At 62.2% G+C, this 25,945-nt stretch carries 23 protein-coding genes; 6 read left to right on the top strand and 17 right to left on the bottom strand.

Going from position 1 to position 25,945, the window contains the following annotated elements; translation table 11 throughout:
• Positions 1–485: 485 nt before the first annotated feature.
• Both FXO12_RS15195 and FXO12_RS15190 read right to left on the bottom strand, forming a co-directional pair.
• Positions 486–3,236, bottom strand: coding sequence for a PAS domain-containing sensor histidine kinase (locus tag FXO12_RS15195; RefSeq protein ID WP_160049711.1), 2,751 nt, complete (start codon positions 3,234–3,236; stop codon positions 486–488).
• Positions 3,233–3,670: a TadE/TadG family type IV pilus assembly protein gene (locus FXO12_RS15190; RefSeq protein WP_003188217.1), complete on the bottom strand. Its 438-nt coding sequence runs from the start codon at positions 3,668–3,670 to the stop codon at positions 3,233–3,235. Before FXO12_RS15190 ends, FXO12_RS15195 begins: the two co-directional genes overlap by 4 nt.
• Positions 3,671–3,741: 71 nt before the next feature.
• Between FXO12_RS15190 and FXO12_RS15185 the strand changes: the two genes are divergently transcribed.
• The gene (locus FXO12_RS15185; protein WP_054896406.1) at positions 3,742–4,245 is read left to right on the top strand and encodes a prepilin peptidase; all 504 of its coding nucleotides are present in this window, start codon (positions 3,742–3,744) and stop codon (positions 4,243–4,245) included.
• 71 nt (positions 4,246–4,316) lie between these two features.
• Positions 4,317–5,102 carry a response regulator transcription factor gene (locus FXO12_RS15180; protein ID WP_034125881.1) on the top strand — a complete coding sequence of 262 codons (786 nt, stop codon included), beginning with the start codon at positions 4,317–4,319 and terminating at the stop codon, positions 5,100–5,102.
• Positions 5,103–5,238: 136 nt separating this feature from the next.
• On the opposite strand, the gene FXO12_RS15175 is transcribed toward FXO12_RS15180, so the two are convergent.
• From FXO12_RS15175 to cpaB, 8 genes are read right to left on the bottom strand one after another with little or no spacing between them, the layout of a single operon-like run.
• On the bottom strand, positions 5,239–5,511 hold the full coding sequence (locus FXO12_RS15175) for a DUF3613 domain-containing protein (RefSeq protein ID WP_034125882.1): 273 nt from the start codon (positions 5,509–5,511) through the stop codon (positions 5,239–5,241).
• 10 nt (positions 5,512–5,521) lie between these two features.
• On the bottom strand, positions 5,522–6,247 hold the full coding sequence (locus tag FXO12_RS15170; RefSeq protein WP_034125883.1) for a tetratricopeptide repeat protein: 726 nt from the start codon (positions 6,245–6,247) through the stop codon (positions 5,522–5,524).
• 10 nt (positions 6,248–6,257) lie between these two features.
• Positions 6,258–7,145, bottom strand: coding sequence for a type II secretion system F family protein (locus FXO12_RS15165; protein WP_054896408.1), 888 nt, complete (start codon positions 7,143–7,145; stop codon positions 6,258–6,260).
• A gap of 1 nt (position 7,146) precedes the next feature.
• Positions 7,147–8,028 carry a type II secretion system F family protein gene (locus FXO12_RS15160; RefSeq protein WP_034125885.1) on the bottom strand — a complete coding sequence of 294 codons (882 nt, stop codon included), beginning with the start codon at positions 8,026–8,028 and terminating at the stop codon, positions 7,147–7,149.
• Between the two features lie 9 nt (positions 8,029–8,037).
• Positions 8,038–9,309, bottom strand: coding sequence for a CpaF family protein (locus FXO12_RS15155; RefSeq protein ID WP_054896410.1), 1,272 nt, complete (start codon positions 9,307–9,309; stop codon positions 8,038–8,040).
• Complete coding sequence (locus FXO12_RS15150; protein ID WP_034125887.1) at positions 9,306–10,499, bottom strand: pilus assembly protein; 1,194 nt, start codon at positions 10,497–10,499, stop codon at positions 9,306–9,308. Before FXO12_RS15150 ends, FXO12_RS15155 begins: the two co-directional genes overlap by 4 nt.
• Positions 10,496–11,701 (bottom strand): type II and III secretion system protein family protein, encoded by a 1,206-nt coding sequence (locus FXO12_RS15145; protein WP_034125888.1) that lies wholly within the window; start codon positions 11,699–11,701, stop codon positions 10,496–10,498. The genes FXO12_RS15150 and FXO12_RS15145 overlap by 4 nt, the downstream gene beginning before the upstream one ends.
• A 19-nt stretch (positions 11,702–11,720) precedes the next feature.
• Complete coding sequence (cpaB, locus tag FXO12_RS15140) at positions 11,721–12,665, bottom strand: Flp pilus assembly protein CpaB (protein ID WP_054896412.1); 945 nt, start codon at positions 12,663–12,665, stop codon at positions 11,721–11,723.
• A gap of 337 nt (positions 12,666–13,002) precedes the next feature.
• Here cpaB and FXO12_RS15135 point away from each other — a divergent pair, with 337 nt between their 5' ends.
• Complete coding sequence (locus FXO12_RS15135; protein WP_034125890.1) at positions 13,003–13,200, top strand: Flp family type IVb pilin; 198 nt, start codon at positions 13,003–13,005, stop codon at positions 13,198–13,200.
• Positions 13,201–13,253: 53 nt separating this feature from the next.
• Positions 13,254–13,658: a response regulator gene (locus FXO12_RS15130; RefSeq protein WP_160049710.1), complete on the top strand. Its 405-nt coding sequence runs from the start codon at positions 13,254–13,256 to the stop codon at positions 13,656–13,658.
• Between the two features lie 229 nt (positions 13,659–13,887).
• Here FXO12_RS15130 and FXO12_RS15125 read toward each other — a convergent pair whose 3' ends face one another.
• From FXO12_RS15125 to FXO12_RS15110, 4 genes are all read right to left on the bottom strand, one after another.
• Positions 13,888–15,570, bottom strand: coding sequence for a ShlB/FhaC/HecB family hemolysin secretion/activation protein (locus FXO12_RS15125; RefSeq protein WP_034125892.1), 1,683 nt, complete (start codon positions 15,568–15,570; stop codon positions 13,888–13,890).
• Between the two features lie 186 nt (positions 15,571–15,756).
• On the bottom strand, positions 15,757–17,571 hold the full coding sequence (locus FXO12_RS15120) for a collagen-like triple helix repeat-containing protein (protein WP_087715853.1): 1,815 nt from the start codon (positions 17,569–17,571) through the stop codon (positions 15,757–15,759).
• 300 nt (positions 17,572–17,871) lie between these two features.
• Positions 17,872–18,720, bottom strand: a complete 849-nt coding sequence (locus FXO12_RS15115) for a MaoC/PaaZ C-terminal domain-containing protein (RefSeq protein ID WP_057977739.1) — start codon at positions 18,718–18,720, stop codon at positions 17,872–17,874.
• A gap of 2 nt (positions 18,721–18,722) precedes the next feature.
• A complete protein-coding gene (locus tag FXO12_RS15110; RefSeq protein WP_054896414.1) occupies positions 18,723–20,075 on the bottom strand; it encodes a 3-oxoacyl-ACP reductase in 1,353 nt (450 codons plus the stop codon).
• Between the two features lie 113 nt (positions 20,076–20,188).
• Here FXO12_RS15110 and FXO12_RS15105 point away from each other — a divergent pair, with 113 nt between their 5' ends.
• Both FXO12_RS15105 and FXO12_RS15100 read left to right on the top strand, forming a co-directional pair.
• Positions 20,189–21,466 carry an acetyl-CoA C-acetyltransferase gene (locus FXO12_RS15105; RefSeq protein WP_054896415.1) on the top strand — a complete coding sequence of 426 codons (1,278 nt, stop codon included), beginning with the start codon at positions 20,189–20,191 and terminating at the stop codon, positions 21,464–21,466.
• A 134-nt stretch (positions 21,467–21,600) separates the two neighbouring features.
• On the top strand, positions 21,601–22,500 hold the full coding sequence (locus tag FXO12_RS15100) for a PA4780 family RIO1-like protein kinase (protein ID WP_014716761.1): 900 nt from the start codon (positions 21,601–21,603) through the stop codon (positions 22,498–22,500).
• A gap of 134 nt (positions 22,501–22,634) precedes the next feature.
• On the opposite strand, the gene cueR is transcribed toward FXO12_RS15100, so the two are convergent.
• The 3 genes from cueR to FXO12_RS15085 form a co-directional block, all read right to left on the bottom strand.
• Entirely contained in the window at positions 22,635–23,036 is a 402-nt protein-coding gene (gene cueR / locus FXO12_RS15095; RefSeq protein WP_003188242.1) for a Cu(I)-responsive transcriptional regulator, read from the bottom strand.
• Positions 23,033–25,234, bottom strand: a complete 2,202-nt coding sequence (locus FXO12_RS15090) for a cation-translocating P-type ATPase (protein WP_160049709.1) — start codon at positions 25,232–25,234, stop codon at positions 23,033–23,035. The genes cueR and FXO12_RS15090 overlap by 4 nt, the downstream gene beginning before the upstream one ends.
• 226 nt (positions 25,235–25,460) lie before the next feature.
• Positions 25,461–25,841 (bottom strand): hypothetical protein, encoded by a 381-nt coding sequence (locus tag FXO12_RS15085; RefSeq protein ID WP_034125899.1) that lies wholly within the window; start codon positions 25,839–25,841, stop codon positions 25,461–25,463.
• Between the last annotated feature and the right edge of the window lie 104 nt (positions 25,842–25,945).

Here is a 25,945-nt window from a genome sequence, read left to right as displayed (position 1 = left end):
AAATGTGGGAGCTGGCGTGCCTGCGATGGCGGCCTGCCAGCCGACGCCTATCTACCTGACCCCCCGCGATCCAACTGTGGGAGCGGGCTTGCTCGCGAAGGCGGCCTGGCAGTCAACACAGTTGGAACGTGTACATATCCATTCCTGCGGTAACGGCCACTTAGGGTTCCGCTTTTACAGCGGCTCACTTTTGAAAAGAGCCCAAAAGTAAGCAAAAGGCTCTTGCCCCACCACTCGGCACCTCGCCTAGGCTCGGTGTGCCCGCAATCCGCCAGTGATTTGGGGGGCCGCCGCCACGCGCCATCCATGGCGCGGGGCGGCTAAACCGGCATCCCTGCCGGTTTACCCCCCAAATCCCTGTCGAATTCCGGCCAGCGTGGTTTGACGGGGCGCCTAAGATCAAAAGCAGAGCAAGAGCAAGAGCAAGAGCAAGAGCAAGAGCAAGAGCAAGAGCAAGAGCAAGAGCGGCTCGCTTCGCATCGTGGTTAGCTGATTGAGTTTTGCGCGATGGGTAACTCGACGCAGAATTTCGCGCCGGCCTCGCCGTTGGTGACGCTCAGGCGCCCACCCATGTTTTCCACAATCCCATAGCTCACCGAGAGCCCCAATCCGGTGCCGACGCCTATCGGCTTGGTGGTAAAGAACGGTTCGAAAATCCGCTCCAACAGGCGCGGGTCGATCCCGCCGGCGTTGTCTTCGACCCAGATACGCACATGGCGGCTGTCGTGCTCGCTGTGCAGGGCAATCCAGGGGCGCAGGGCGGGGTCTTTTTCTCGCCGGCTGAGTAATGCGTCGCGGGCATTGACCATCAGGTTGATCAGCACCTGTTCCAGCTGGTCGACATAGCCTTTGACCTGCACCGAGAAGTCCGCAGGGCTGATGCGCACGTCTACACCTTTGCCGCGCAGGCCTTCGCTGAGCAGGGACAGGGTGCCCTCCAGCGCCTGCGCGGGGTCGAACGGTTGCTGCTCGATTTCCGAGCGGCGGCCGAACACGCGCATATGGTCGACCACCCGTGCCGCGCGTTGCACCTGGGCGTCGATACGCTGCAGTTTTTCCGTGAGGTAGTCGATTTGCACATCGCCATTGCCCAGGCGCTTGAGCACATTGGTGATGGCCATGTGCATCACGTTCAGCGGCTGGTTGATCTCATGGGCCAGGCCGGTGGCCATTTCGCCGAGGGTGGCCATTTTCGCGCTTTGGGTCAGTTGCTGCTGGGAGCGGCGTACTTCGGTGTTGTCGCGGCCCACGGCCTGCACTTCGATCAGAGCGCCTTGTTCATCGAAGACGCCACGGTCCGACCACACCCACCAGGCATGTTCGCGCCCCGGCAGTTGCAGGCTGATTTCCGCGGTGCTCACCGGGAATTCCGGGGTCAGTTGCTGAATGCGTTGCATAAAGGCGGCGCGCTGTTCATCCGACAGCCACTGGCCCAAGTCGATGCCTGGCAATTGGTCGGGCCGGGATTCCAGGTAATTGGCCAGCGGCGTGTTGCCGAAGGTGAGGATCAGGTCGGGACGGTAGCGACAGATCATCGCTGGCGAGTCTTCCACCAGGATGCGGTAGCGCTCTTCACTTTGGCGCACCTGCTCGGCGGCCAGGGTCGCCTCTGTGACGTCCAGCCAAAGGCCCACGGCTTCCACCGGCAAGCCGAGGTCGTCGCGCAAAAGCTTGGCTTCGTCGAGCAGCCAGTGGTAGTTGCCTTGCTTGTCGCGCAGGCGGTAGCGGCTGCGCACGTTGCCTTCGCGCAGCAGCTGGCGGGTGCGTTCGAAGTAGTGTTCTCGGTCGTCGGGGTGGATCAGCGCCGCCAGGGTGTCGTGGTTGCAATCGGCCAAGGTCCAGCCCAGCAGCGGCAACAGGCTGGCGCTGAAAAACGCTGGGTGCAGCGCGCCGTTGACGTAGCGCTGCACATAGATGACGGCCGGTGAGCTGGCGATCAGGTTGTCCAGGCGCGCATGGGCGGCGGCGGCTTGCAGTTGCTGGTTCTGAATGTCGCTGATGTCGAGCATGAAGCCGACCCAGCGCCGTTCATTGCCGGCTCCCAGCACTTGGCCTTGTATGCGGTACCACAGGGGCGACTGCTCGGACTCGGTGCGTTGCAGGCGCACGTTGGTCAGCAGTGGCTTGCCCAGGGCTTGCAGGTCTTGCAGGCGGCTGTCGAGGGCCTGACGGTCGGCGGGGTGGATGAGCTCGAGCCAGGTACCGAGGGGTTGGCGGGTGGGGCCGTCGTCCAGGCTCAGGTTGCGCAGCAATTGTGGCGCCAGTTGGATTTCCTGGGTAGCGGGCAACAGTTCCCACCAGCCAGTGCCGAGCAGGCCTTGCAGGGCTTCTACCCGTTCCAGTTGCTGGTGGTGACGCTGTGCGCGCAGACGGCCCAGCAGCGGCGCGGCGAGTGCTGCGCACAGGTTCAGCCAGTCACGCTCGCCGGTGTGGTGTGCCTGGCCGTTATAGAAGCCACACAGCAGCCACGCGGCGGCGCCATGGCTGTCGCGGTACGGCACCAGGAAGCCGTCGGCATTGCCAAATACACTGTGCAGGCGCGGGTTGTCGCTGCGCCCCTGGGCAATGTCCAGGCTAAGTGGTGTGTTGCCGTTGATGCTGTCCAGGCTGGTGCCCAGGTGTTGCCCGGTCTGCCACAAGGCCGGGGCGTCGTGAGCGGCGTAGTGACTGTAGATGCGCCAGCCTTGATCATCTTCGTCGAGCAGTGCCATGGCGACGCAGGGGATGCGCCAACGCTGGGCCACGCTGCGCAGGTGTTCGCTGAACACCTCGGGCAGGCGGTTGGGGCTGCACACGCGCAGCTGTTCGCTCATCAGGGCGGCGAGTTGGTGGTTCTGTTCGCGTTGCTGCACCCGTACTCGGTCGGCCAGCAGGTCAGTGATGTCCAGCAGGTGCAGGGCCCAGCCGTCGCCCTCCGGCTCGATCCAGCCGCGGGTATGCAGGACCTGGCCAGCAGCGCCCTGGAAGTCGAGGTCCAGGCCGTGTCGTTGCCACTCCTGCGGCGTGCCCTCGACACTCCGCGCGCTGTCGGCACACAGCAAGGTCTGCAAGGGGGGGTTGGGCGCGTTGGCAAGATGCTGGGCAAGTAAAGGCTTCAAGGTGCCCGAGATGTTCAGCACCCCACCCAGGTTGTCCAGTTGCACTTGCAGGCCCGACGCGGGTGCTGCTGGCGCGTCCAAGGCCAGGGCGCTGGTGCGCCCGCGCAGGCGTGCGAACAATTTATCCCCCGTCGTCAAAACTGAAGGCTCGAGGTAGCAGTGAGGTTGGTGGGCAGGTTGGGTACGGTGCCCACCCCGGGCAATACCAGGGCCGGCAAGACCGCTTTGATATTGGCCGAGGGGTAGGTGATCTTCACTGTCAGCAAATTATTGGTGTAGGTGGCGGTGATATAGCCGGGCAAGAATTTCAATGAGCCGGGGATCCAGTTCAATTGGGCCTGGGCGGCATCCTTGGCGCGTTGCACCACCAGGGCCGAATAGCCTGCGGTGCTGGGGTCCAGGGACACACTGCGGCGTACCCCTTCGGCTGCCGCTTGGTGAAATGACTGCATCAACAGCAGCGGCAAGCTGTAGCTGAGCATGCCGTAGAACACTGCAAAGAAAATCACGAAGACCAAGGCAAACTCGATCGCCGCAGCGCCTTTTTGCTTTCTCGGGAGGCTCGATTTCATGACTGCGTCTACCCTGAGTCGAGTACTTGATATCAGCATAGAATCATTCAGCCAAAAGGGATGTTTTTTACGTGATCCAGACGCTAGTGATTGTGCTGTGGTTGGGCGTATGTGCTGTGCAGGATATTCGCCAGCGCCAAATTTCCAATACGCTGACCCTGGGCGTAGGCCTGCTGGCGTTGATCTACCTGCTGTGGGCGGGGTCGACCTGGCTGGGCGCACCCCGCAGCGAGGGCGGCCTGGCCTTGGCTTTGGCACTGGTACTGACCTTGCCGGGCTATGCGTTGGGCCGCTTTGGCGCGGGGGATGTGAAGTTGCTAGCCGCCTTGGGGCTGGCCTCCAATATCGACTACCTGTTGGGGGCGTTGATCGGTGCCGGCATCGTCATGGTGGCCTGGACACTTATGCATCAATGGCTTAGCTCAAATCGCGTTGAGCGGGCAGGGCAAGCGTCAACAAAACAGCCCTTTGCGCCCTTCGTTTTGACAGGTTTTGCCGGCAGCTGGTTTTGGATCCATCAGTCGCACGAGTTGATTAATGCTATGTACATAGTCGGAAAGTACGTCTACGTTTAATGAGTAGTTGTGTAGGAGTTTTCGTCAGAAAGGATAGGTCATCATTTGGCTTGCCAGGCATGGAGTAGCGCGTGAACAAGCTTACGTCTGCAGTAAAAGTGCTCGTTGTCGACGATCAACCATTGATAGTGGAGGAACTCTGTGAATTTCTTGAAAGCAGCGGGTACCGTTGTGTCCCGTGCGAGTCCAGCCAGCAAGCGGTCCAGCGTTTTGGCGAAGACCTTCAGATTGGTTTAGTGCTGTGTGACCTGCACATGCCGGACATGGACGGCATCGAACTGGTCCAGGCGCTGCAACGGATCGCCGGCAAACATCGTGCGTTCGAAGCGATCATGCTCACCGGTCGTGCCGACAAACAGGATGTGATCAAAGCCCTGCGTGCGGGCATCGCCGATTACTACCAGAAGCCGATCAACCTCGATGAATTGCTCGAAGGCCTCAAGCGCCAGGAAGCGGCGTTGGAGGAACGGCAAAAAGACCTGCAGCTGGGCACGCTCAACCAGAAGTTGCAGTACCTGTCCGAATCGATCAATGACTTGTATATGGACTTGGACAAAGTGCGTCGCAACCCGACGCTCCAGGACCATGATGGGGACCCATCGGCCGATGAAGCCGGGCCGTTGGAGATCCCGGCGATTTTCAATCAGCTGTCACCGCGCCAGCTGGATGTGGCTCGCCTGGTGGGCAAGGGCCAGACCAACTATCAGATTGCCTGTGAATTGGGGATTACCGAGAACACGGTGAAGCTGTACGTGTCCCAGGTGCTGCGCCTGACCCATATGCACAACCGCACGCAGTTGGCGCTGGCGTTGTCACCGAGCAACTCGGCGATGCGCCAGCGGGTGACTGCGCACTAAAGGCCCAAGCAAACCTTGCAGGAGCCATCTTTCTGTGGCGAGGGAGCTTGCTCCCGCTCGACAGCGCAGCTGGAGTCGGCTTTTCTTGGGGGCGCTTCGCTCCCCAGCGCAAGCAAGCTTGCTCGCCACAGTAGCTTTACTTGCTTCCACTTTGCGCAGTGCCGCCTATTTTCTGATCAAAGAACTCCGGAATCGGGTGCTTGTTGCTGTCCAGCCAGCGCTTGAGCGCCTGTTCGCGTTCTGCCGGCGTGGTTTTCTGGGGGTTGGCCGAGGCTGCGCGCCCGCTCAGTTGCAGTGCCATCCAGTTTTCCGTTTCGGCCTGCCGGGGTGAAGACGGCCCCGCTTCGATGGCCGAAGCGAGGAGGGGCAGGGCCAGGCATGCAAGGCCGGCGAGGTATTGGAATTTCATCATCGACTCCTTATTTCACAGAGGCCGGCAGCGTATCGCTGACCGCCGCTACCTGATCTTTGACTGGACGCTGCGGTGCCGTGCCAGCGTCCTTGAGGTGTTGCGCCCGTGCCTGGGCTCGGGTCACCTGATCAGGGCTCAACCCGAGTTGGCCGACCACTTTCGCGGCTTGCTCCCAGTTGTCCTGATAGATCAGCAAGGTCACCAGGTTGACCGCCGCTAATTGATCGCTCTGCTTGAGTTCGATGGCGGTCATGAATTCAAAGCGCGCGTCTTCAAGGCGCCGTTGATCGAGGTACACCACGCCGAGGTCGTTGCGGATTTTTTCGTCGGTGGGCGCCAGCCGTGCTGCGCGTTGCAGGTGAGCCATGGCCTGGCCGTTGTCGCCCTTGGCCGACGCCAGTTGCCCCAGGCCGTGCTCACCGTCGGCGGCCAGGCAGGTGCCCAGCAGGCTGCGGTACAACGGCTCGGCGTCGGGACGGCCTAGCAAGCGATAGGCACGGGCCTGGCGCTGACGAACCTGGGGCAGGGCGCTGGGCAGGTTCTGCAGGTTGGCAAGGCTGGCGTGCAGCTTGCCTTCGTTGGCCATGTCATCGGCCAGGTTCAGCGACAGCTCCTGGTCCGAGCTGGGCTTGGGGCAACTGCCCGGCGCCAGCAACCCGGCCCACGGAACCTGGCCGTTGCTGGCACAGCCGCCCAGCATCAGCAGGCTCAAGGCGACGATCAGTGGTTTCATGGCAGGCTCCTCAAAAGTTATTCAAGGCTCGGGAGATGGCGATCATGGCCGGCCCCCCCAGCACGATCAGCAAGGCGGGAAACAGGAACACCATCATCACCACGGACATCTTCGCTGACATCTTCGAGATGTATTCCTGCAGGCGGGTCAGGCGGCGGTCGTCAAGCAACTGCTTGAGGGCCAGCAAGGATTTCATCGCGCCGCCGCCCTGGTGGATCAACTGCTGAAGGATGATGCAGGTGTCGGTGAACTCATCCACGGCCAACAGGCGTGCGGTCTTGCCCAGCTCTTCGGACAGTTCCAGGCCCGAGTCGACCCTTGCCAGGATCAGGCGCAGTTCATGGGTCAGGTCTGGCAGCAAGCGCTGGGCTTCGGTGCTCAACACCCGCAGCGATTGCTCAACTGCCATGCCGGATTCGAACAGGATGCGCAGTAACGGAATGAAGGTGGAGATTTCCCGAGCGATACGCTCCTGGCGGTATTTCGCACTGAGGGCGAGGATGCGTTTGGGCAGCAAGTAACCGATGCCTAGGGCAATCGCCGGGGCAATCCAGGGTGAGCCGGCATGGGGAAACAGCAGCTGTTGGCCGAGCAGGGTCAAGCCCAGCAACACGATGGGCACGCCGATCTGGAAAGCGGCAAACATGGAGCGCTGGTTGGCTTTACGCCAACCGACTCGGTTGAGCAGGGTCTGGGTTTCGTTGTCCAGGCTGACCGAGCGCTGGGCCACGGTGCTGGCGCCCAACTGGCGCATCAGGCTGCCGAGTTTGTCCTCGCGGGTCAGTTGGCCTTGCAGGCGTTGGCTGACCAGGCGTTGTCGGCGCCTTTGCTCTAGCAGGTTGCCGACGATCAAGGCGACGGCGGCGAGCGACAACAGGATGCAAATCAGGATGGCCATCTCAAATACTCCGCAACATGCGCCACATGACGAAGGTGCCCGTGATGTCGAGCGCCACCGCGGCCAGCAGCAGGTGGCGCCCGGTTCCGTCATTCCACATGCTCATCAGGTAGCCCGGGTTGACCATCAGGAAGTAGCCGACCATGACGATAGGCAAACCCGCCAGCACATAGGCGGTCATGCGCGTTTCGCCAGTCATGGCCTTGAGTTGGCGCGCACCCTGTTCGCGCTCGCGGATCATCTTGATCAGGTTTTCCAGCAGCTCGCTGGCGTTGCCGCCGTAGCGGTGGTTGACCTTCAGGCCAAGAGCAAACAGGCGGAATTCATCGCGCTCGTAAAACTCGGCAAAGTCGCTGACCGACTCCGGCAGGCTCACGCCCATTTGCACGTTGCGCTGGATGCGGCTCATGGCCTGCTTGAGCGGCGCTTCGGTGCTGTCGATCGCGCCCAGCACAGCGTCCGCCAGGGTGCGCCCAGACTTGAGGCTGCGCACGCTGTGGTCCAGCAGCTGCGGTAATTGTTCGACCATGCGCTGCACTCGCCGTTGGTAGCGCCAGGCGATATACACCCGCAGCAGCAGCGGCGGCAGGATCAGCATGGCCAACAGTCCCAGCCCGCCGGCCAGCAGATAGCCCAGCAACATGCCCAGCGCCCAGCCGCTCAGCCACAAACCCAGGCGGTCGGTGGGCTTGCCCAGGCCGGCGCGCTGGAACATGCGCTCCAGCGCGACCCAGCTGCCGTTCGGCTCCTGGGGCACCGGCTGGCCGTCGCTGAGCCGCTCCAGCACCCGGTCGGTGCCGGCCTGGCGCAACCCTCGCTGGAACAGCCAGACGGACAGGCTGATCAGCAGGATGCAAATGAGCAGCAAGACAAGTCCGGTCATGAGCCCTCTCTACAACGGCAATGCCGATTCGCGCCGCAACTTGTCGCCGGCCGGGTTGAGCGCTTCGCGCAGAAAGCCGAAACCGGTACGGCGGTCGAGGCGGAACAGGGTGTTGGTGACATACACGTCGTCGCGCACCCCCACCACTTCCACCACCTCGCTGACGCAACGGCGCCCATCGGGCAGGCGCGTCAGTTGCACCACCACATCCAGTGCGGCACAGATCATCTGCCGCAGGGTTTTCTCCGCCACCACCCGGCCGGTCAGGCCCACCAGGGTTTCCAGGCGCAGCAACGCGTCCTGGGCATTGTTGGCGTGCACGGTGCTCATGGAACCGTCATGGCCGGTGTTCATGGCCGTCATCACGTCGAGCACTTCGACGCCACGGATCTCGCCAAGGATGATGCGGTCCGGGCGCATCCGCAGGGCGTTGCGAATCAGGTCGCTGGCCTTGACCTCGCCATGCCCCTCGGCATTGGGCGGACGGGTTTCCAGGCGCACCACGTGGGGGTGGCCCAGTTGCAGCTCGGCGACGTCTTCGATGGTGACCAGGCGTTCGTGGGGGTTGATCAATTGGCTGAGGATATTGAGCAGCGTGGTCTTGCCGGTGCCGGTGCCGCCACTGATCAGGATATTGCAGCGCTTGCCCACCGCCTCCTGGAAGAACTCGAAGATGTTGTGGTCGATGGTTTGCATCGCCACCAGGTCGCTGCTCTTGAGCATGTCCTTGCGAAATTTACGGATCGACAGGCACGGGCCGTCCAGGGCAATCGGCGGGATGATCGCATTGACCCGGCTGCCATCCGGCAAGCGCGCATCGACCATCGGCGACGACTCATCCAGGCGCCTTCCAAGGGGCGCGAGAATGCGCTGCATCACGCGTTCTACATGGTGCGCGTCGATAAAGCGCAGGTCGCTCTGGTGGAGTACTCCGTCACGCTCGATAAACACCCTGTGCGGGCCGTTGACCAGGATCTCGGTGATCGACACATCGCGCAGCAGTACTTCCAGCGGGCCGAAGCCGGTCAGCTCATCGACGATTTCCTCGGCCAGGCGCTCCATCTCATAGCGCGAAATCGCCAGGTGCATGCGCGTGATGTATTCGGCCACTTTGTCGATGACAAATTGCGCCAGGGATTGGCGCGAGCCTTCCAGCAGGTTCTGGCCCGACTCTTCGATGGCATCGATGATGTAGCGATGCAGCACCAGTTTCAGGCCGTCGTGGTCGTTGTGCGCGGCACTTCCACGGGCCGGTGCGCCGAAGAGTTTTTCGCCGTTCATCGACTCGCTCCCAGCAGGCGTTCGAACCAGCGCGTCGAAGGTTTATCCAGTCCTTCGGTGCGTTTGGCCAGGCGCTCGCCCAGGTGGCGCAGGGCTTGGGTCAACGCTTCGCGGGGGGCCAGGGTGAACAGGCTTTGCCCCTGGTTCTTGGCGTTCAGGCGCACTTCGGGGCTCAGGGGCAGCACGGCGATGCACTCCAGGCCGAAGCTTTTTTCCAGGGCTTCGGTGCCGGGGGCGCAGCCTTTGACGTAGCGATCGACGAGCAGCTTGGCATGGTCGAGCTTCATGCCTTTTTCGCGCCACAGGTTCAGCATCGCCAGGTTACGCCGACAGTCGAGTACGCACTGGTCGGTGCACCACAACAGCTTGTCGCAGTGGCTGACAAAGGTGCGCAGGGCTTCGCTGTCCGCTTGCCCGGTGAGGTTGACTACGATGTGCTGGAAGTGCTGACGCAAGGCGCTGAGCAGCATGTACAGCTCGGCGGCGCTGGTCATTTCCAACGGGTCATCGCTGGCGGCGTAGGCGAGGATCCGCAGGCCGTCGTCGGTGCTGGTGAACGCGCTGTTGATCAGGGTGGCGTCCAGGCGTCGCAGGTGGCGCAAGGCGTCACCGAAATTGAAGGTGCTGTCCAGGCCCAGCAGCGCCAGGCTGTCGCCCCTGGGCAGGCCGAGGTCGAGCATCAGCGTCTGCTGGCCGCTCTTTTGCACCACCATCGCCAGGTGGCTCGCCAGCAGGGCGCCATCGGTATTGCCCTGGGCACCGTAGAGCACGGTGAGGCCGCCCAGATGGGCGTTCGGCGCGCTGGGCGGCAAGCGCTTGCTCAGGCGCCGCACCAGCCCGGCCACTTCGCTGGAGCGTGAACCATAGGCGACAAAATCCCGCGCACCGGCACGCATGGCGTTGAGTACCAACTGGTTGTCCATGCCGTCGCCCAAGGCCACCACCGCCAACATCGGCTTGGCTTCCAGGGCGCCTTCGATCAAGGCGCTCTGGGCTACCAGGTGCTCGCGGTCCAGGCCCACGAACACCAGGTTGGCGAAGGTCACGTCCACCAGTGCCAGCAATTCATCCAGGCTGCCGCCGCCCACGTTGATCACTTGGCCAAGAGGGGCGAGGGCACCCTGGAGCCATTCCAGGTCGGTGCTGTTACGGGTGATTGCCAGGAAGGTCTGGCTCAGGCTATCGCTCATTGGGAAAGTCCACTGCGACGGTCGAAGTTGCCGTTTTCCAGGAAGAACAGGCGGAACCAGTTCGGGTCATAGGTGCGCAGTTTTTCGCCGGGCAGCGACGGCAACTGCGCATTGGCAGCCAGTGGCTGGACCAGATGCGGCGTGACAATCATCAGCAGTTCTTTTTCTTCGCTCTGGATATTGGAGTCGCGGAAAAACGCACCAAGGATCGGGATATCGCCCAGGCCCGGGAGCTTGGCGATGGTGGAGCGGTTGGTGCTGCTGATCAGGCCGCTGATCACAAAGCTTTCACCGTCGGCCAGTGACACACTGGTGTCGGTGCGCCGGACGGTCAGGGCCGGCACCTGGATATTCTGGATTCGGATCGCGTTGCTGTAATCCAGCTCGCTGACTTCCGGGGCGACTTTCAGGGCGATGCGGTTGTGGTCGATGACCGTGGGCGTGAGGGTCAGGCGAATACCGAACTCCTTGTATTCGATGGTGATGGTGTCGCTGCCGGCACTGGGCACCGGAATCGGCACTTCGCCGCCGGCCAGGAAGGTCGCGCTCTGGCCGCTCATGGCCACCAGGCTCGGGCGCGCCAGGGTATAGGCGAAGCCGCTGCTTTCCAGGGCGTTGATCAGTGCCTTGACCCGGCCACCGCCAAACCCGATGTTGAAGTTGTCGGCACTCACCGGCAATTTGAAAATGCCCTCTGACGGGGACAGCAAGTCGGGGCTGCCGAGGAAGAAGTTTTTACCCATGCCCAGGATCTTGGTGCTGGCTTCCTTGAGCTTGGTGCGGCTGACCTCGACGAAGCGAATATCGGTCTGCACCTGGCTGGGTAGCGTCGGGTCTTCGGAGGGCGACAGCGATTGGCTGGTCAGCGCCGAAGTAGCCTTGCCCTTGACGAACACCATGCTCTGGCGCGGCGTGGTCGAGCAGCCGGTCCACACCATCAGGCTGGTAGCGCCGCTGCCGACGCCAGTGAGCAGGAAATGGCGGTCGCCGTTGACCCGCACATCGGCAATTTTCGGGTCGCCGATAGCCAGGCGCGTAATCGCTACCGGCGACTGCAGCTCGGTCTGCAAGCCTTCGCCTACCTCGATCACGGCGGGCAATTGGCCCAGGGCGTTGCAGCTGCCCGATGCGCCCATCGCCATGCCCAGGGGCAGGCACGGCAGCATCAAGGCCAAGGCCAATTGAGCGTAGCGTTGGCTCATTCAAGGCATCCTTGTTCAATCAGGGGGTAGGTTGTGCTGCCGCCGCGCCGCGAATCACTTCGATACCCCGACGCTGGCCGGTGACGGCCACCGCAGGGGTGATTTTTTTCGGCGGGCCGCTGAGGGCCAATTGGGTGAATTGGTAGAGGTCGCGGTTGGCGCTTTGCACCTTGTCCGGGGTGTCGCTTTCACCGGCCCAGTAGCGGCTGAGCAATTGTTCGTCGGCACTGCGCACGGCCAGGCGCAGCGTGCCGGCTTGGGAAGCGAGCATCAACCGACTCAGCAATTGTTCGGGCACCGCCAGCACCACACTGCGCGCGGCGGTGCGACGTTGAGCCGCCTGGGCGCGTTCTTCGGCGGTGGCGGGTGGCGGTACTGCCGGGCTGCCGTCGTTGGCCAAACCCAGTTGGTCGCCGACGCTGAGCAGGCGAATCGCCGGGATGACCACCTGCGCCGATTGCTCGGCATTGGCATTGTCCTGGCGCAAGAACAACAAGACATCCACGTAGTCGCCGGGGCTCAACTGGCCACCGGCACCGATAACCTCGTCGACGGCGACGGCGAGCGCGCGTTCATCCGCACGAATCATGCGGGCCAGGGGGCCGCCGGCGGTGAAGCTTTCATCATTGAGCCAGGTGCCGGCACCCAGGGCCCGCAAAGGCGTACGACCGATGGCCTGGTCAACGCTGGTCAGGCTGCCTGCCGGCACGGTGCGCAGTTTTTCCACGGCTACATCGGCAGCGGTGAGGGGCACAAAAGGCGCAACCGCGTGCACCAGTACCACGACGGGCTGGCGGGTCTGGTCTTCCACGACTGCAACGGTTTTTTCCACGGAAATGACAGGTTGTGGCGAGGGTGCTACGGCAGGTGCCGGTGGACGGCTGAGCACCAGGCCCCAATACCCTGCCACCAGGGCTCCGATAAGCAGCAAGCCAGCCAGGACCATGCTGATGCGACTGTTCATGACGGCGCTCCCTATCCTGTTGCACTACTTTTATTCCCGTTAATCCAAACGAGTTAAATTCGCAACTGGGCTGTGATGAACAACTAACGATTTGGCTATTTGAAGGTAGCTCAGCTAGGACGAAATGCCATTACCGAACGAAAAATTTATCGATGTTTTTAGAATCGGGCCTTTAAACAACGGACTTGCAGGGCGCATGGAGCCACTAATACTTTATGATTAATTCATTCTTACAGTTGTGAGTGTTAAATTTGTTGACAATGCTCTAGTGGCACACGGCAATCATTGTGCGGGCCAGCTGTATCGGCGCTTTGTGGCGCATGAAGGAGATCTCAACATGATCCTTGACCTGTTCTTGAAATTTTATGTTCACGCTCAGTTATTCCTGCGCCGCAGAGATGGGGCGTCGGCTATTGAATATGTGATTATCGTCGCGATAGTTGCGTTGGTGATCGTCGGTATTGGTACTGGGCTTGGCGATAAGATAAAAGGCATCTTCGAGCAAGTGTCCGATGCGCTGCCAGCGGCGACTTAGCCGTCATTGCGGTATTCTTTCGTTCCGGTGATTCTTTTTATCAGGTACCGCCCATGACCCACCCTTCGTCATCCCGCCAACAAATCCTATTGGTGGACGACGAGGAGGATGCGCTGGTGGAGTTGGCCGAATCCCTCGAAAACGAGGGGTTCGTCTGTTTCACCGCGACCTCCGTCACCTTTGCCTTGCAAGAATTGACACTTCACCCTGATATCGCCCTGGTCATCACCGATCTGCGCATGCCCGAGGAAAGTGGTATCTCCTTGATCAAGCACCTGCGCGAACATACCTCACGCTCGCATTTGCCTGTGATCGTGATGTCTGGCCATGCAGAAATGGACGATGTCAGCGATATGCTGCGCTTGCAGGTGCTGGACTTGTTTCGCAAGCCGATCTACCTGGTGCGCTTGCTCGATACCCTCAACAGCCTGTTTCCCCTCACCAAACCTGACCGGTAATGTTCGCGCGCCATTAAAAAATGTGGGAGCTGGCTTGCCTGCGATGATGGCCGAACAGTCAACGACTAACTGCCTGACACTCCGAAACCCAACTGTGGGAGCGGGGTTGCTCGCGAAGGCGGTATGGCAGGTAACCGAGATATGTACTCATTCCAACCCAATTGTAGGGTCGACCCGAAGAGTGCCATCGCAGGCAAGCCCGCTCCCACATTGATTACAGGTGCCCTCGTCACAGTTGATAACTGAAGCTCAGCGTATACCGCGGCCTGCGGTTAAAGCTGTCGAGGGCGATATCCGACATTGGCTTGGCCGCTTCCAGCGCGATGTTGTAATACTTGTTGTCGCCAAAGCGTAAACCTACCGCCGCCGACGACATGTCGTTGGCCTTGACCGGCAGGTCGTTGAACCAGGATTTGGCGCGATCGACTACGACGTAGGGTTGCAGGATTTTCACCCAGTTGCCGGCGCGGTTGAAGCTGTAGTTGACCTCGTACGCCACCCCCCAGCCCTTGTCGCCCGAGCCTTGGTCGTCCGGGTAGCCACGGCCGAAATTTTGCCCACCGAAGGTGGCGCGTTCGCTGTCGGGCAGGGTGTTGTTGCTCCAGTACAGCGCGCCGGAAAGTACGCCTTGCCAGTTGTCGAAGAACTTGTCGCTTTGCACGCCGGAGAGGCGCAGGCGGAAGAAGTCGAGGTCGGGTTTAGCCACGTCCAGGTCACTGCGGGCCTTGGCGCCCAGGCCATCGATGCCCTGGTACAGGCCACCGCTGATGATGCGTAGGCGTCGCGCGTCGGCTTTGCGCCAATCACCTTCGAAGGCCAGGGCGCGCAGGTTGGATTCGATGTCGAAACGCAACGGGTAACCCACCAGTTTATAGCGCGTGGTCTGGTCGACCGCGTACAGGCGTGTGCCCAGGGTGAAGGACTCGGTCGGGGAGGCAATGAACGGGTGGCTCAGGCCGATGGAGTAGCGGTCGATGGACTGGTGCGGCTTGAGTTCGAAACCGCCGTCCAGTTGCACGCTGCTGCTGGGGTCGGCGCGATAGCGCTCGGCGGCGAGCGCCAGTTGGGTGCCTTCGGCATTGATGAATTGGTTGTAGTCCACGCGGTAGTAATGCTCTTTGTCCTCGCCGGGTGGGAACAGGCCGCTGACGCTGAGCTGCTCGCCCATGGACGTCTGGGAATTGCTGGTGGCGCTCAGCAACGCTTGCGTGCCGCCACGGCTTTTCTGCACCAGGCTCATGCTGGTGGTGAAAGGTTTGCGGCTGGCCTGGATCTGCATGTGCGTGGCGCCATCGGTGGTGCCTGGCGGCGGTACTTGCGCTTGTACGCTGAGGCCGGGGATGCGGCTCATCAGCGTGGTATAGCGCTCGAAGGTCTTGCGAGTCAGTGGGCGTTCGGCCAGGAGCTTTTGCGCGAGTTTATCGACGTAGGCCGACACCGAACCAATGTCGCCGGTTTGTTGATAGTCCTTGATGTAGCCTTCCACCAGTACCACGCGGACCAGGCCATTTTCGAAGTTCTGTTGCGGCAGGAAGGCGTAGGACAGCAGGTAGCCATCCTCCTGATAACGGCGGGTGATGCCACGGGTCGCTTCAATCAGTTGCGCAAGGTTGGTTTCACGTCCAATCAACGGCGCATACACCTGCGCCGTCTCGGCGAGCGGGTAGACCGTTCCGCCTTCGATCTGCAACTTTCGAATAGTGACCTTGGTGTCCATCAACAGCGGCTGGCCTGCAGTCGGCGGCGCCTCGGGTACTTGGGTTTTCGACGTGGGTGGTCGGTAGGCGTCCGCGGGCAGGTTGGGTACCGGCAGGGTGCGGACAGTGTCGTTGCTGTTGAGAAAGCTGGGAAGGGTCTCGGCCTGGGCGTAAGCACTGAGGGTGAGCAATAACAACGGGGTCAACACGCGCATAGGACACTCCATGGTCAACTGCAGCAGCGCTTCGGGCCCGCCGGGTTCTGGGACGCGGTTCGGGAGGGCGGCGACTGTTCACAGGTGTCGCTGCCCATAAAAAAGACGAGAGACTTATTAAAGGTCTCTCGTCTCAACCAAGCGTAGGCGCTGTAGGGGAGGCCGTCTAATCGGCCAGGTGCATTTCTATTTGCCGGTCAGGCCATTCAACAAACCGCCCAGACCGCCTGTGGCCGTAGTGCCGCCCGTGGTGGTGGCAGTGCCGGTTGCTGTGGCGGTGGTGCCGATATTCAGGCCGCCGAGCAAACCACCGCTGGTGCCGCCAGTCGCGCCGCCGGTTACCAGGCCACCCACCGAGGCGACGGTGCCGCCGACCGCTGTGACGGTGGTGCCTACCGCGTTGGTGATCGGGTTGGCATTGGCTGCCGTCAAGTTAGTGCCCACGCTGCTCACAGCGCCGCCGACTTGAGTCACCAGACCATTGACCGGAGCACCCACACCGGTAGTGGTGCCGATGGTTTGGGTCAGGTTGGTGACGCCGCTGGTCACAGGGTTGAGCGCTGCGCCGACATTGGCCGCTACGGTGGCGACCGGTGCGGTAGCTGCGGTGTTTGCTACACCTGTGCCACCCAGCGCAGTGCCCAGCGACGCAACGGTGCCGCCGACTGCACCACCGGTCACACCCGTTGCACTGACTGTGCCGTTGGTATTGCCCACGTTCAGGCCGGTACCCACGTTAGCCACCAGGCCACCCACCAGTTCCGGAATGCCGGGAGCCGAGGTGCCACCGGTTGGGGCGACATAACCACCTGATTTATCCAGTGTGCCACCGACGCCAGTGAGTACGGTGCCGACAACGCCGGTGACCGGGTTGCCCGTGCCGCCCGTGCTGGCGACTTGAGTACCCAAGCTGGTGACGGTCGAGCCGACCTTATCCAGTACGCCATTGAGTGGAGTGCCCAGGCCGGTTGCGTTACCCAGGTTGCCGGTGGTGTTTTCCACCAGCGACACCACAGGCACCACGACTTTGCTGCCCAAGGTGTTGGTCAACGAACCCAGCGGGCCGGTGGTGCTGGCCGTACTGAGGGTATCGCCAAGCATGGTGACGGTGGTGCCGACTTTATCCACGACGCCACCTACCGCAGTGCCCACTCCGCCTGTCGCGCCGCCGACCACAGGTATTCCGCCGAGAGTGGTTGACAGTGTTTGGCCGGTGGTCGAGAGGCCGCCGCCCAGGTCGGCCACGCCGTTACCTACGCCTGCCACCGTGGTGCCCAAGGAGTTGGTGTTGGTGCCCAGTGAGCCCAAGCCGGCGGTTACGCCAGTGCCGATGCTGTTAACGGCGGTGCCTGCCGAGGTGACCAGGCCGCCAGCGGTTGCGCCGACGATGGGTACGCCATTCAACGTCGAACCCAGGTTACCGACCGCTGTACCGACATTGCCCACAGTGGTGCCAAGGGTGCCGGCAATCTGGCCGGTGACCAGTGGGGTGGTTGTCGAACCTGTTCCGCCACCTGTTCCGCCGCCAGTGCCGCCGCCGGTGCCGCCGCCAGTGCCGCCGCCGGTGCCGCCGCCGGTGCCGCCGCCGGTGCCGCCGCCGGTGCCGCCGCCGGTGCCGCCGCCAGTACCACCGCCAGTTCCGCCGTCACCACCGCCCGTGCCACCGCCGGTTCCGCCACCAGTACCGCCACCAGTACCGCCGTCACCGCCGTCTGTGCCACCACCGGTTCCACCGCCAGTACCGCCGTCACCGCCGCCTGTGCCACCACCGGTTCCGCCGCCAGTACCGCCGTCACCGCCGCCTGTGCCACCACCGGTACCACCGCCTGTACCGCCATCACCGCCACCAGTACCGCCTCCGGCACCTGCACCTGCATCCGGCGATGACGCCGCCACGCTGGATTTATGCCCGCCACCACCGCTGCTGCAGCCGCCCAGGCTCATTGCCAGAATCAGGGCCAGCGCGGTACTTGCTTTCCAAAACACGACTTGAGTTTTCATGATTGAGTTCCTTGCACCTGGTACAACCTTGGTTGTTTCAAACCTTCGTTACTTCTTCGGATAACGATAGGTTTGTCCGTGTGGCTATCTCAGGCGAGGGCACTCTTTCACGCAACGCTCAACTTGGTATTAACGATTTATATACATCCGGCCATCGTCGGCTTAATGACTAATACCAAAGGTGTAATGGAAGGGTGTTTCAGGATTTTTATATTAGTAAAATCAAAGTGTTGTAAATAAAGACGGACCTCGTAAGGTCCGCTATAACTTAGGGTGTATATATACAATTAATCAGGGTTTTCAGGCAGTCGGCTGCCACTGCCCCAACATATGTTGTATATCCCCAGCGCCTTTGAGTTCCAACGTCCCGCTGGAACCGGCCGCGCTGCTCATCAATATCACTTCACTGGGCAGGCGCACCGGCTTCATGAACGCGACGTCGATTTCAATATTGGCGGCCGGTAAGTGTTCTGCCAGCGCCGCGAGAGTGCGCGCCTTGTTCCATAACCCGTGGGCGATGGCCTGGGGAAAACCGAACAACTTCGCGGTCGGGGTACTGAGGTGGATGGGGTTGTAGTCGCCAGACACTCGGGCGTAGCGTCGGCCAATATCAGGGGGGGCTTTCCAGCGCGTCAGTTCGGTAAGCGTTCCTGGAGTCTGCGATCCGCTGTCCGCAGCTTCGCCTTCAACCTTTACGCCCCGACATAGCATTTGGCTTTCGCCCTCCCACAAGAGCCCAAGGGCATCCTCGACAACCGTCACGATGTCAAAGGTGGCCCCCTTGGGATGGGTGCTGAGATTGCGTGCGTAGACACCGACACTCACGTCACCCACGCCACCCAACGGGCGATGAATACGGATGCGATTGCGCAGGTGGATCAACCCCAGCAACGGAAACGGAAAGCTCTTGTCCGTCAGCAGTTGCAGTTGCAGGCCGAACGCGAGGATATGCGGATAAGTCGCCGGCAGCATCGGGCTGTCAGCAAAACCGCACACCTTGCGGTACGCGGCAACGGCGCTGGGGTTGATACTCATCCGGCAGCGCAACCCACATTCGGGCAGTGAGCTGCCGGTGATCTTGCGCTTGAGCGCCGCACGCCAATACAGCGGCAGTAGGGGCGGGGTGCTGTCCAACGTTTGCCATTGCATGCTTACGCTCCCAGAAGACTTTGCCCACACACCCGCAGCGCTTGGCCGCTGACCGCACCGGAACCCGGCTGGCTCAGCCAGGCGACGGCTTCGGCCACGTCCTGGGGCAAGCCACCTTGGCCCAGGGAACTCATGCGGCGCCCGGCCTCGCGCAGGGCGAAGGGAATATGCGCGGTCATCTGGGTTTCGATAAACCCTGGCGCGACGGCGTTGATGCTGATCCCACGCTCCTTCAACAGCGGCGCCCAGGCTTGAGCCAGGCCGATCAACCCGGCCTTGCTTGCGGCATAGTTGGTTTGCCCACGATTGCCGGCGATGCCACTGATGGAAGCCAGCAACACCACCCGTGCATTGTCCTGCAGGGTGCCGCTGTCGAGCAGGGCCTTGGTCAGCACTTGCGCAGCCTTGAGGTTGACCGCCAGCACTGCGTCCCAGTATTCCGGGGTCATGTTGGCCAGGGTTTTGTCGCGGGTGATGCCGGCGTTGTGCACCAGGATGTCGAGCCCGTCTGGCAGGTGCTCGATCAGTTGGCGTGCGGCATCTTCGGCGCAGATATCCAGGGCCACCGTGCGTGCATTCAGGCGTGCGGCCAGGGCTTCAAGGTCGGCCTTGGCCTGGGGCACATCGAGCAGAATGACCTCGGCGCCGTCGCGGGCCAGGGTTTCGGCGATGGAGGCACCGATGCCTCGAGCGGCGCCGGTCACCAACGCCTTGCGCCCGGCCAAGGGGCGCGTCCAGTCTTGCACCGGTGTGTCGCAAGCTGACAGGCGAATCACCTGGCCCGATATATAAGCGCTTTTGGGCGAGAGAAAAAACCGCAGCGCGCCCTCCAACTGGCCTTCGGCACCGTCGCCCACGTACAGCAACTGCAGCACGCCACCGCTGCGCAACTCCTTGGCCAAAGAGCGGCTGAACCCTTCCAGGGCGCGCTGGGCGCTGGCGGCGAACGGATCGCTGAGGCTTTCCGGCGCCCGGCCAAGGATCACCAAGTGGGCACTGTGGTCGAGGTTTTTAAGCAGTGGTTGGAAGAATTCGCGCAGCTGCTTGAGCTGGTCGGTGTGCTGCAAACCGCTGGCATCGAACACCACCGCCTTGAGCTTGGGGCCGTGTCCTGGAATCCACGCGGGTGCTGTCGAGGCTTCGGCGCCGTAGCTGTAGACGGCGTCGGTGAGTCGGTTGGCAAATGCCAGCACCTGGGTAGCCAATGCGCCACCGCCCAGCAGCAGCGCACCTTCGACCGGGCGCAGGCGCCCGGCTTGCCAGCGTTCCAGGCGTACCGGTGACGGCAGGCCAATGGCGGCGACCAGGCGATGGCCGAGGCTTGAGTTGGCGAAGTCGATATAACGGTCAGACATGGAACGCTCTCCGAAGGCTGGGGTTCAAAGGTTGACCACCCTGGGGTGGCAGTCGTTCGATTGAGCCTAGGCTAGGCTTGATGATTCCACCCACCACCACAAGGGAGCTTTCCATGACTCAATTGCGCCGTGTAGCGATCATTGGCGGTAATCGCATTCCTTTCGCCCGATCCAATGGCCCCTACGCCACGGCGAGCAACCAGGCGATGCTGACTGCCGCGCTGGAGGGCCTGATCGAGCGCTACAACCTGCACGGCCTGCGCATGGGCGAAGTGGCCGCCGGCGCGGTGCTCAAGCATTCCCGTGATTTCAACCTGACGCGTGAATGCGTGCTCGGTTCGCGCCTGTCACCGCAAACCCCTGCGTACGACATTCAGCAAGCTTGCGGCACGGGGCTTGAGGCGGCGCTGCTGGTGGCCAATAAAATTGCCCTGGGCCAGATCGAATGCGGCATTGCCGGCGGGGTGGACACCACCTCGGATGCACCGATTGGTGTGAATGAAGGGCTGCGCAAGATCCTGCTGCAAGCCAACCGCAGCAAATCCCTGGCAGATAAATTAAAACTCCTGTTACAACTTCGTCCTCATCACCTCAAGCCGGAACTGCCGCGCAACGGCGAACCGCGTACCGGTCTGTCCATGGGCCAGCACTGCGAACTGATGGCCCAGACTTGGCAGATCCCTCGTGCCGAGCAGGACCAGCTTGCGCTGGAGAGCCACCAGAAGATGGCGGCGGCCTACGCCGAAGGCTGGCACAACGATTTGCTCACGCCCTTTCTCGGCCTCACCCGCGACAACAACCTGCGCCCCGACCTGACCCTGGAAAAACTCGCCAGCCTCAAGCCGGCCTTCGAGCGCAGCGAAAAGGGCACGCTCACCGCCGGTAACTCCACGCCGCTGACCGATGGTGCCTCTCTGGTGCTGCTGGGCAGCGAGGCGTGGGCCAAGGAGCGCGGCCTGCCGATCCTGGCTTACCTGCGCGATGGCGAAGCAGCGGCGGTGGATTTCGTCCACGGCGCCGAGGGCCTGTTGATGGCGCCGGTGTATGCGGTGCCACGCTTGCTGGCGCGCAACGGCCTGACCTTGCAGGACTTTGATTACTACGAGATCCACGAGGCCTTCGCCGCCCAAGTGCTGTGCACGCTCAAGGCCTGGGAAGACGCCGACTATTGCAAGACCCGCCTGGGCCAGGACGCACCGCTGGGGTCGATCGACCGCAGCCGGCTCAACGTCAAGGGCAGTTCCCTGGCGGCGGGCCATCCGTTTGCCGCCACCGGTGGGCGGATCGTCGCCAACTTGGCTAAATTGTTGGATGCGGCGGGCAAGGGCCGTGGGCTGATTTCCATTTGTGCCGCCGGTGGCCAAGGCGTGACGGCGATTATCGAACGCTGATTGCCGACAAAATTGGCCCATTGAATGCATTCTCAAGGGGTCAGAGGTCAGTAGCCTCTCCCCCCGGCGAGCCGATTGCCGTATAACGAGTGCCACACGCGTGTTTGGTAATACAGGACCCACAATAAAAGCTGATGAAGACTCCTAAACGCATTGAACCCCTGATCGAAGACGGTCTGGTCGACGAAGTGCTGCGCCCTCTGATGAGTGGTAAAGAAGCAGCTGTTTATGTGGTGCGCTGCGGCAATGAATTGCGTTGCGCCAAGGTTTACAAGGAGGCGAATAAACGAAGTTTTCGTCAGGCATCCGAATACCAGGAAGGCCGTAAGGTCCGTAACAGCCGCCAGGCACGAGCCATGGCCAAGGGCTCCAAGTTCGGCAAGAAAGAAACCGAAGATGCCTGGCAGAACGCGGAAGTGGCGGCGCTGTTTCGCCTGGCCGGTGCGGGCGTTCGTGTGCCCCAGCCGTTCGACTTTCTCGAAGGCGTACTGTTGATGGAACTGGTGGCCGACGAATACGGCGATGCGGCGCCGCGTCTGAATGACGTAGTGCTGGAGCCGGACCAGGCGCGCGAATACCACGCTTTCCTGATCTCCCAGATCGTGCTGATGCTGTGCACCGGCCTGGTGCACGGTGACCTTTCCGAGTTCAACGTACTGCTCACGCCTACGGGCCCGGTGATCATCGACCTGCCCCAGGCGGTGGATGCGGCGGGTAACAACCACGCGTTCAGCATGCTGGAGCGCGACGTTGGCAACATGGCTTCCTACTTCGGGCGTTTTGCCCCGGAGTTGAAGAAAACCAAGTACGCCAAGGAAATGTGGGCGCTGTATGAAGCCGGCACCTTGCACCCGGCCAGTGTATTGACCGGTGAGTTCGACGAACCGGAAGAACTGGCGGATGTGGGCGGTGTGATCCGCGAAATCGAAGCGGCGCGGCTGGATGAAGAGCGTCGCCAGGCGATTCGCGCGGCGGATGATGCGCCACCAAGCAAAGTGCCGGACGAGCCACCGCCGCCGCCTTGGATGCAGTAACTTACAGCGACGCTGATCGTTCCCACGCTCTGCGTGGGAATGCATCCCTGGACGCTCTGCGTCCTAAAGCGTGACGCGGAGCGTCGAAAGCGGCATTCCCACGCGGAGCGTGGGAACGATCATTGTGCTGTCTGTCAGGCGCAGCAGTTGCCCGCTGCCAACTCCTTGAGGATCGGGCAATCGGGCCGGTGATCGCCCTGGCAGTGCTCCATCAGGTCCTGCAAGGTATCGCGCAGTTGCCCCAGCTCGCGAATCTTGTGGTTCAGCTCGTCGATGTGCTGGCGCGCCAGGGCTTTTACGTCGGCGCTGGCCCGCTGCCGGTCCTCCCACAGGGTCAGCAACTTGCCGACTTCTTCCAGTGAAAACCCCAGGTCTCGCGAGCGCTTGATGAACGTCAGGGTGTGCAGGTCGTCGTGGCCGTACACCCGGTAGCCGCTGTCGGTGCGGTGGGCGGTTTTCAGCAGGCCAATGGATTCGTAGTAGCGAATCATCTTCGCGCTTAGCCCGCTGGTGCGGGCGGCTTGGCCGATGTTCATGGGCGTTGATCCTCCAATTCCTTGGGTTTCCAGGTTTTCAACAACAGGGCATTACTCACCACGCTGACGCTGGACAAGGCCATGGCGGCGCCAGCCAGTACCGGGTTGAGCAGGCCGAAGGCGGCCAGGGGAATGCCGATCAAGTTATACACAAAGGCCCAGAACAGATTCTGTCGAATTTTCGCGTAGGTCTTGCGGCTGATCTCCAGGGCGGCCGGCACTAGGCGCGGGTCGCCACGCATCAAGGTGATACCGGCGGCGTGCATGGCCACGTCGGTGCCGCCGCCCATGGCGATGCCGATATCGGCAGCGGCCAGGGCTGGTGCATCGTTGATACCGTCGCCGACCATGGCCACCACGCCGGTTTTTTTCAGCTCGGCCACGGCAGCGGCTTTATAGGCGGGCAGTACTTCGGCATGCACATCGTCGATGCCCAAGGCCTCGGCCACCACCCGTGCACTGCCGTGGTTATCGCCGGTGATCAGGTGGCTGCTGATGTGCTGCGCCTTGAGTTGTTGCACGGCTTGCAACGCGCCGGGCTTGAGCGTGTCGCCAAAGGCAAACAGCCCCAGCACACGGGGTTGCGCGCCTTGTTCGATCAGCCAGGACAAGGTGCGGCCTTCGGCTTCCCATTTCTTGGCTCGCGGGCCTAAATCGCCTGCGTCCAGGCCGGTCTCTTCCAGCAAGCGGCGATTACCCAGCGCCAATGGCCGACCGTCGAGCGTACCGGCAATGCCGCGCCCGGTCAGGGATTGGCTGGCGCTCACATCGGCCACGTCCAAGCCTCTGTCGCGACAAGCATCCAGCACGGCCTTGGCCAGTGGGTGCTCACTGCCGCGCTGCAGGGCGCCGGCCTGTTGCAATAACAGGGCTTCATCGCCATCCACGGCCGCCAAATGCGCAATGTTGGGCGCGCCGGAGGTGAGGGTGCCGGTCTTGTCGAACACTACGGCGCTCACGGCATGGGCGCGCTCCAGGGCTTCGGCGTCCTTGATCAGGATGCCGTGGCGTGCGGCGACGCCAGTGCCGGCCATGATCGCGGTCGGTGTGGCCAGGCCCAGGGCACAAGGGCAGGCGATCACCAATACGGCCACCGCATTGATGATGGCGGTTTCCAGGGATGCGCCATACAGCCACCAGCCCACTACGGTAATCAGCGCCAATACCAGCACGGCCGGCACGAACACCTGGCTGACTTTATCCACCAGTTTCTGAATCGGTGCCTTGGCGGCCTGGGCGTCTTCGACCAGGCGGATGATGCGCGCCAGCACGCTTTCCGCGCCCAGGGCCAGGGTGCGCACCAGCAGGCGGCCTTCACCGTTGATGGCGCCACCGGTGACCGCGTCGCCGGGTTGTTTGGGCACCGGCAGGCTTTCGCCGCTGATCAGGGCTTCATCGGCATGGCTCTGGCCTTCCACCACCTCACCGTCCACCGGGAAGCGTTCGCCGGGTTTGACCAGCACCAGGTCGCCGTGCTTCAACGCACTGATGGCGACGTCTTCTTCACGGCCGTCCTGCACGCGAATCGCACGTTCCGGACGCAAGGCTTCAAGGGCGCGGATGGCGCTGGCGGTCTGGCGCTTGGCGCGGCTTTCCAAGTATTTGCCCAGCAGCACCAGGGCGATCACCACCGCCGAGGCTTCGAAGTACAGGTGCGGCGTCACGCCTGGGGCGGCGGTGAGCCATTCATAGATACTCAAGCCGTAGCCGGCACTGGTACCGATCGCCACCAGCAGGTCCATATTGCCGGCGCCGGCGCGCACGGCTTTCCACGCGGCGACATAGAAGCGCGCACCCAGGATGAATTGCACCGGCGTGGCCAGGGCAAACTGTATCCAGGCGGGGAGCATCCAGTGCAGGCCGAAGGGTTCTACCAGCATCGGCAGCACCAAGGGCAGCGCCAGCAGAATGCCCGCCACCAGCGACCAGCGCTCGCGGCGCAGGCGCCGGGCCTGATCGGCGTCGGTAGCGGTTTCGCTTTGGGGCAGGCTGGCGGTGTAGCCGGCTTTGTCGACGGCGGCGATCAACACGCTGGGGTCCATCTGGCCCTGTACTTCGATGTGCGCGCGCTCATTGGCCAGGTTGACGCTGACACGTTGCACGCCAGGCACTTTGCCCAGCGCGCGTTCGACCCGCCCGGCACAGCTGGCACAGGTCATGCCGCCGATGGGCAGGTCAAAGGTGGTGGATCCATTCATGGGGCAGTCCTCCAGAAGAAGTTGCCACTAGGATCAACCTTAACCTGTAGGGAAGGTCAAGCCCGATCGTTCCCACGCTCTGCGCCGATCGTTCCCACGCTCTGCGTGGGAATGCAGCCCGTGACGCTCCGCGTCACCCTGGCGTTGAAGCAGTGCCTTGTACCCTGGACGCAGCGCGTCCGATGAGGCGTTCTCACGCAGAGCGTGGGAACGATCGTGGGGTTACTCAGTATTCCAGTTTCGCCGCTTTGAGGTACATGCCGTCCGGGCCCAGTGCAATGCGTAATTTGCGTACATCCCCGGCTTTCAAGGTGATGTTCTGCGCGGGAGGCGCGAGCATGCCTGGCAGACAGCCGGGGGCCTGACTCGGCAACACTTTCAGGCGCAGCGACACATCGCCGGGCGGAAGGTTGAAGGAGGTGGCCTGTTCCTGGAACAGACGCCCGGCCAGTTGGTCCTGGATATACAGGCCGATCTCGCAGTGGGTCGGCACTTCCAGGCGTTCGCGGGAAATAATCAGCACCGCATAATCTTCAGCTGCCAGGGCCTGGGGCGCAGCGGCAGGCAAGCTCATCAGGCCGGCAAGGGCAAAAAACGACCAGCGCATGGCGAATGCTCCATGGTTCACAGCTAGGGAGGTTGAAGCTTGGACGACGCCGCCGCCGAATACCAGCCCGGCAGAAATACTGAGAACTTGACCTTGCCATCATG

Origin of the sequence: Pseudomonas sp. J380 (assembly GCF_009827115.1) — a bacterium.
In the GTDB taxonomy this organism is placed as follows: Bacteria; Pseudomonadota; Gammaproteobacteria; order Pseudomonadales; family Pseudomonadaceae; genus Aquipseudomonas; species Aquipseudomonas paracarnis.
The sequence above is the reverse complement of the archived record's forward strand: the minus strand, read 5'-3'. Positions and strand labels throughout refer to the sequence as shown.

What these genes read in the sequence shown, in the direction of transcription:
- FXO12_RS15150 (WP_034125887.1), bottom strand. Translation starts at nt 10,499, where the DNA reads ATGAGCGATAGCCTGAGCCAGACCTTCCTGGCAATCACCCGTAACAGC.
- FXO12_RS15135 (WP_034125890.1), top strand. Translation starts at nt 13,003, where the DNA reads ATGATCCTTGACCTGTTCTTGAAATTTTATGTTCACGCTCAGTTATTC.
- FXO12_RS15085 (WP_034125899.1), bottom strand. Translation starts at nt 25,841, where the DNA reads ATGCGCTGGTCGTTTTTTGCCCTTGCCGGCCTGATGAGCTTGCCTGCC.
- FXO12_RS15115 (WP_057977739.1), bottom strand. Translation starts at nt 18,720, where the DNA reads ATGCAATGGCAAACGTTGGACAGCACCCCGCCCCTACTGCCGCTGTAT.
- FXO12_RS15110 (WP_054896414.1), bottom strand. Translation starts at nt 20,075, where the DNA reads ATGTCTGACCGTTATATCGACTTCGCCAACTCAAGCCTCGGCCATCGC.
- FXO12_RS15160 (WP_034125885.1), bottom strand. Translation starts at nt 8,028, where the DNA reads ATGACCGGACTTGTCTTGCTGCTCATTTGCATCCTGCTGATCAGCCTG.
- FXO12_RS15120 (WP_087715853.1), bottom strand. Translation starts at nt 17,571, where the DNA reads ATGAAAACTCAAGTCGTGTTTTGGAAAGCAAGTACCGCGCTGGCCCTG.
- FXO12_RS15175 (WP_034125882.1), bottom strand. Translation starts at nt 5,511, where the DNA reads ATGAAATTCCAATACCTCGCCGGCCTTGCATGCCTGGCCCTGCCCCTC.
- FXO12_RS15125 (WP_034125892.1), bottom strand. Translation starts at nt 15,570, where the DNA reads ATGCGCGTGTTGACCCCGTTGTTATTGCTCACCCTCAGTGCTTACGCC.
- FXO12_RS15090 (WP_160049709.1), bottom strand. Translation starts at nt 25,234, where the DNA reads ATGAATGGATCCACCACCTTTGACCTGCCCATCGGCGGCATGACCTGT.
- cueR (WP_003188242.1), bottom strand. Translation starts at nt 23,036, where the DNA reads ATGAACATCGGCCAAGCCGCCCGCACCAGCGGGCTAAGCGCGAAGATG.
- FXO12_RS15170 (WP_034125883.1), bottom strand. Translation starts at nt 6,247, where the DNA reads ATGAAACCACTGATCGTCGCCTTGAGCCTGCTGATGCTGGGCGGCTGT.
- FXO12_RS15155 (WP_054896410.1), bottom strand. Translation starts at nt 9,309, where the DNA reads ATGAACGGCGAAAAACTCTTCGGCGCACCGGCCCGTGGAAGTGCCGCG.
- FXO12_RS15190 (WP_003188217.1), bottom strand. Translation starts at nt 3,670, where the DNA reads ATGAAATCGAGCCTCCCGAGAAAGCAAAAAGGCGCTGCGGCGATCGAG.
- FXO12_RS15145 (WP_034125888.1), bottom strand. Translation starts at nt 11,701, where the DNA reads ATGAGCCAACGCTACGCTCAATTGGCCTTGGCCTTGATGCTGCCGTGC.
- cpaB (WP_054896412.1), bottom strand. Translation starts at nt 12,665, where the DNA reads ATGAACAGTCGCATCAGCATGGTCCTGGCTGGCTTGCTGCTTATCGGA.
- FXO12_RS15130 (WP_160049710.1), top strand. Translation starts at nt 13,254, where the DNA reads ATGACCCACCCTTCGTCATCCCGCCAACAAATCCTATTGGTGGACGAC.
- FXO12_RS15165 (WP_054896408.1), bottom strand. Translation starts at nt 7,145, where the DNA reads ATGGCCATCCTGATTTGCATCCTGTTGTCGCTCGCCGCCGTCGCCTTG.
- FXO12_RS15105 (WP_054896415.1), top strand. Translation starts at nt 20,189, where the DNA reads ATGACTCAATTGCGCCGTGTAGCGATCATTGGCGGTAATCGCATTCCT.
- FXO12_RS15100 (WP_014716761.1), top strand. Translation starts at nt 21,601, where the DNA reads ATGAAGACTCCTAAACGCATTGAACCCCTGATCGAAGACGGTCTGGTC.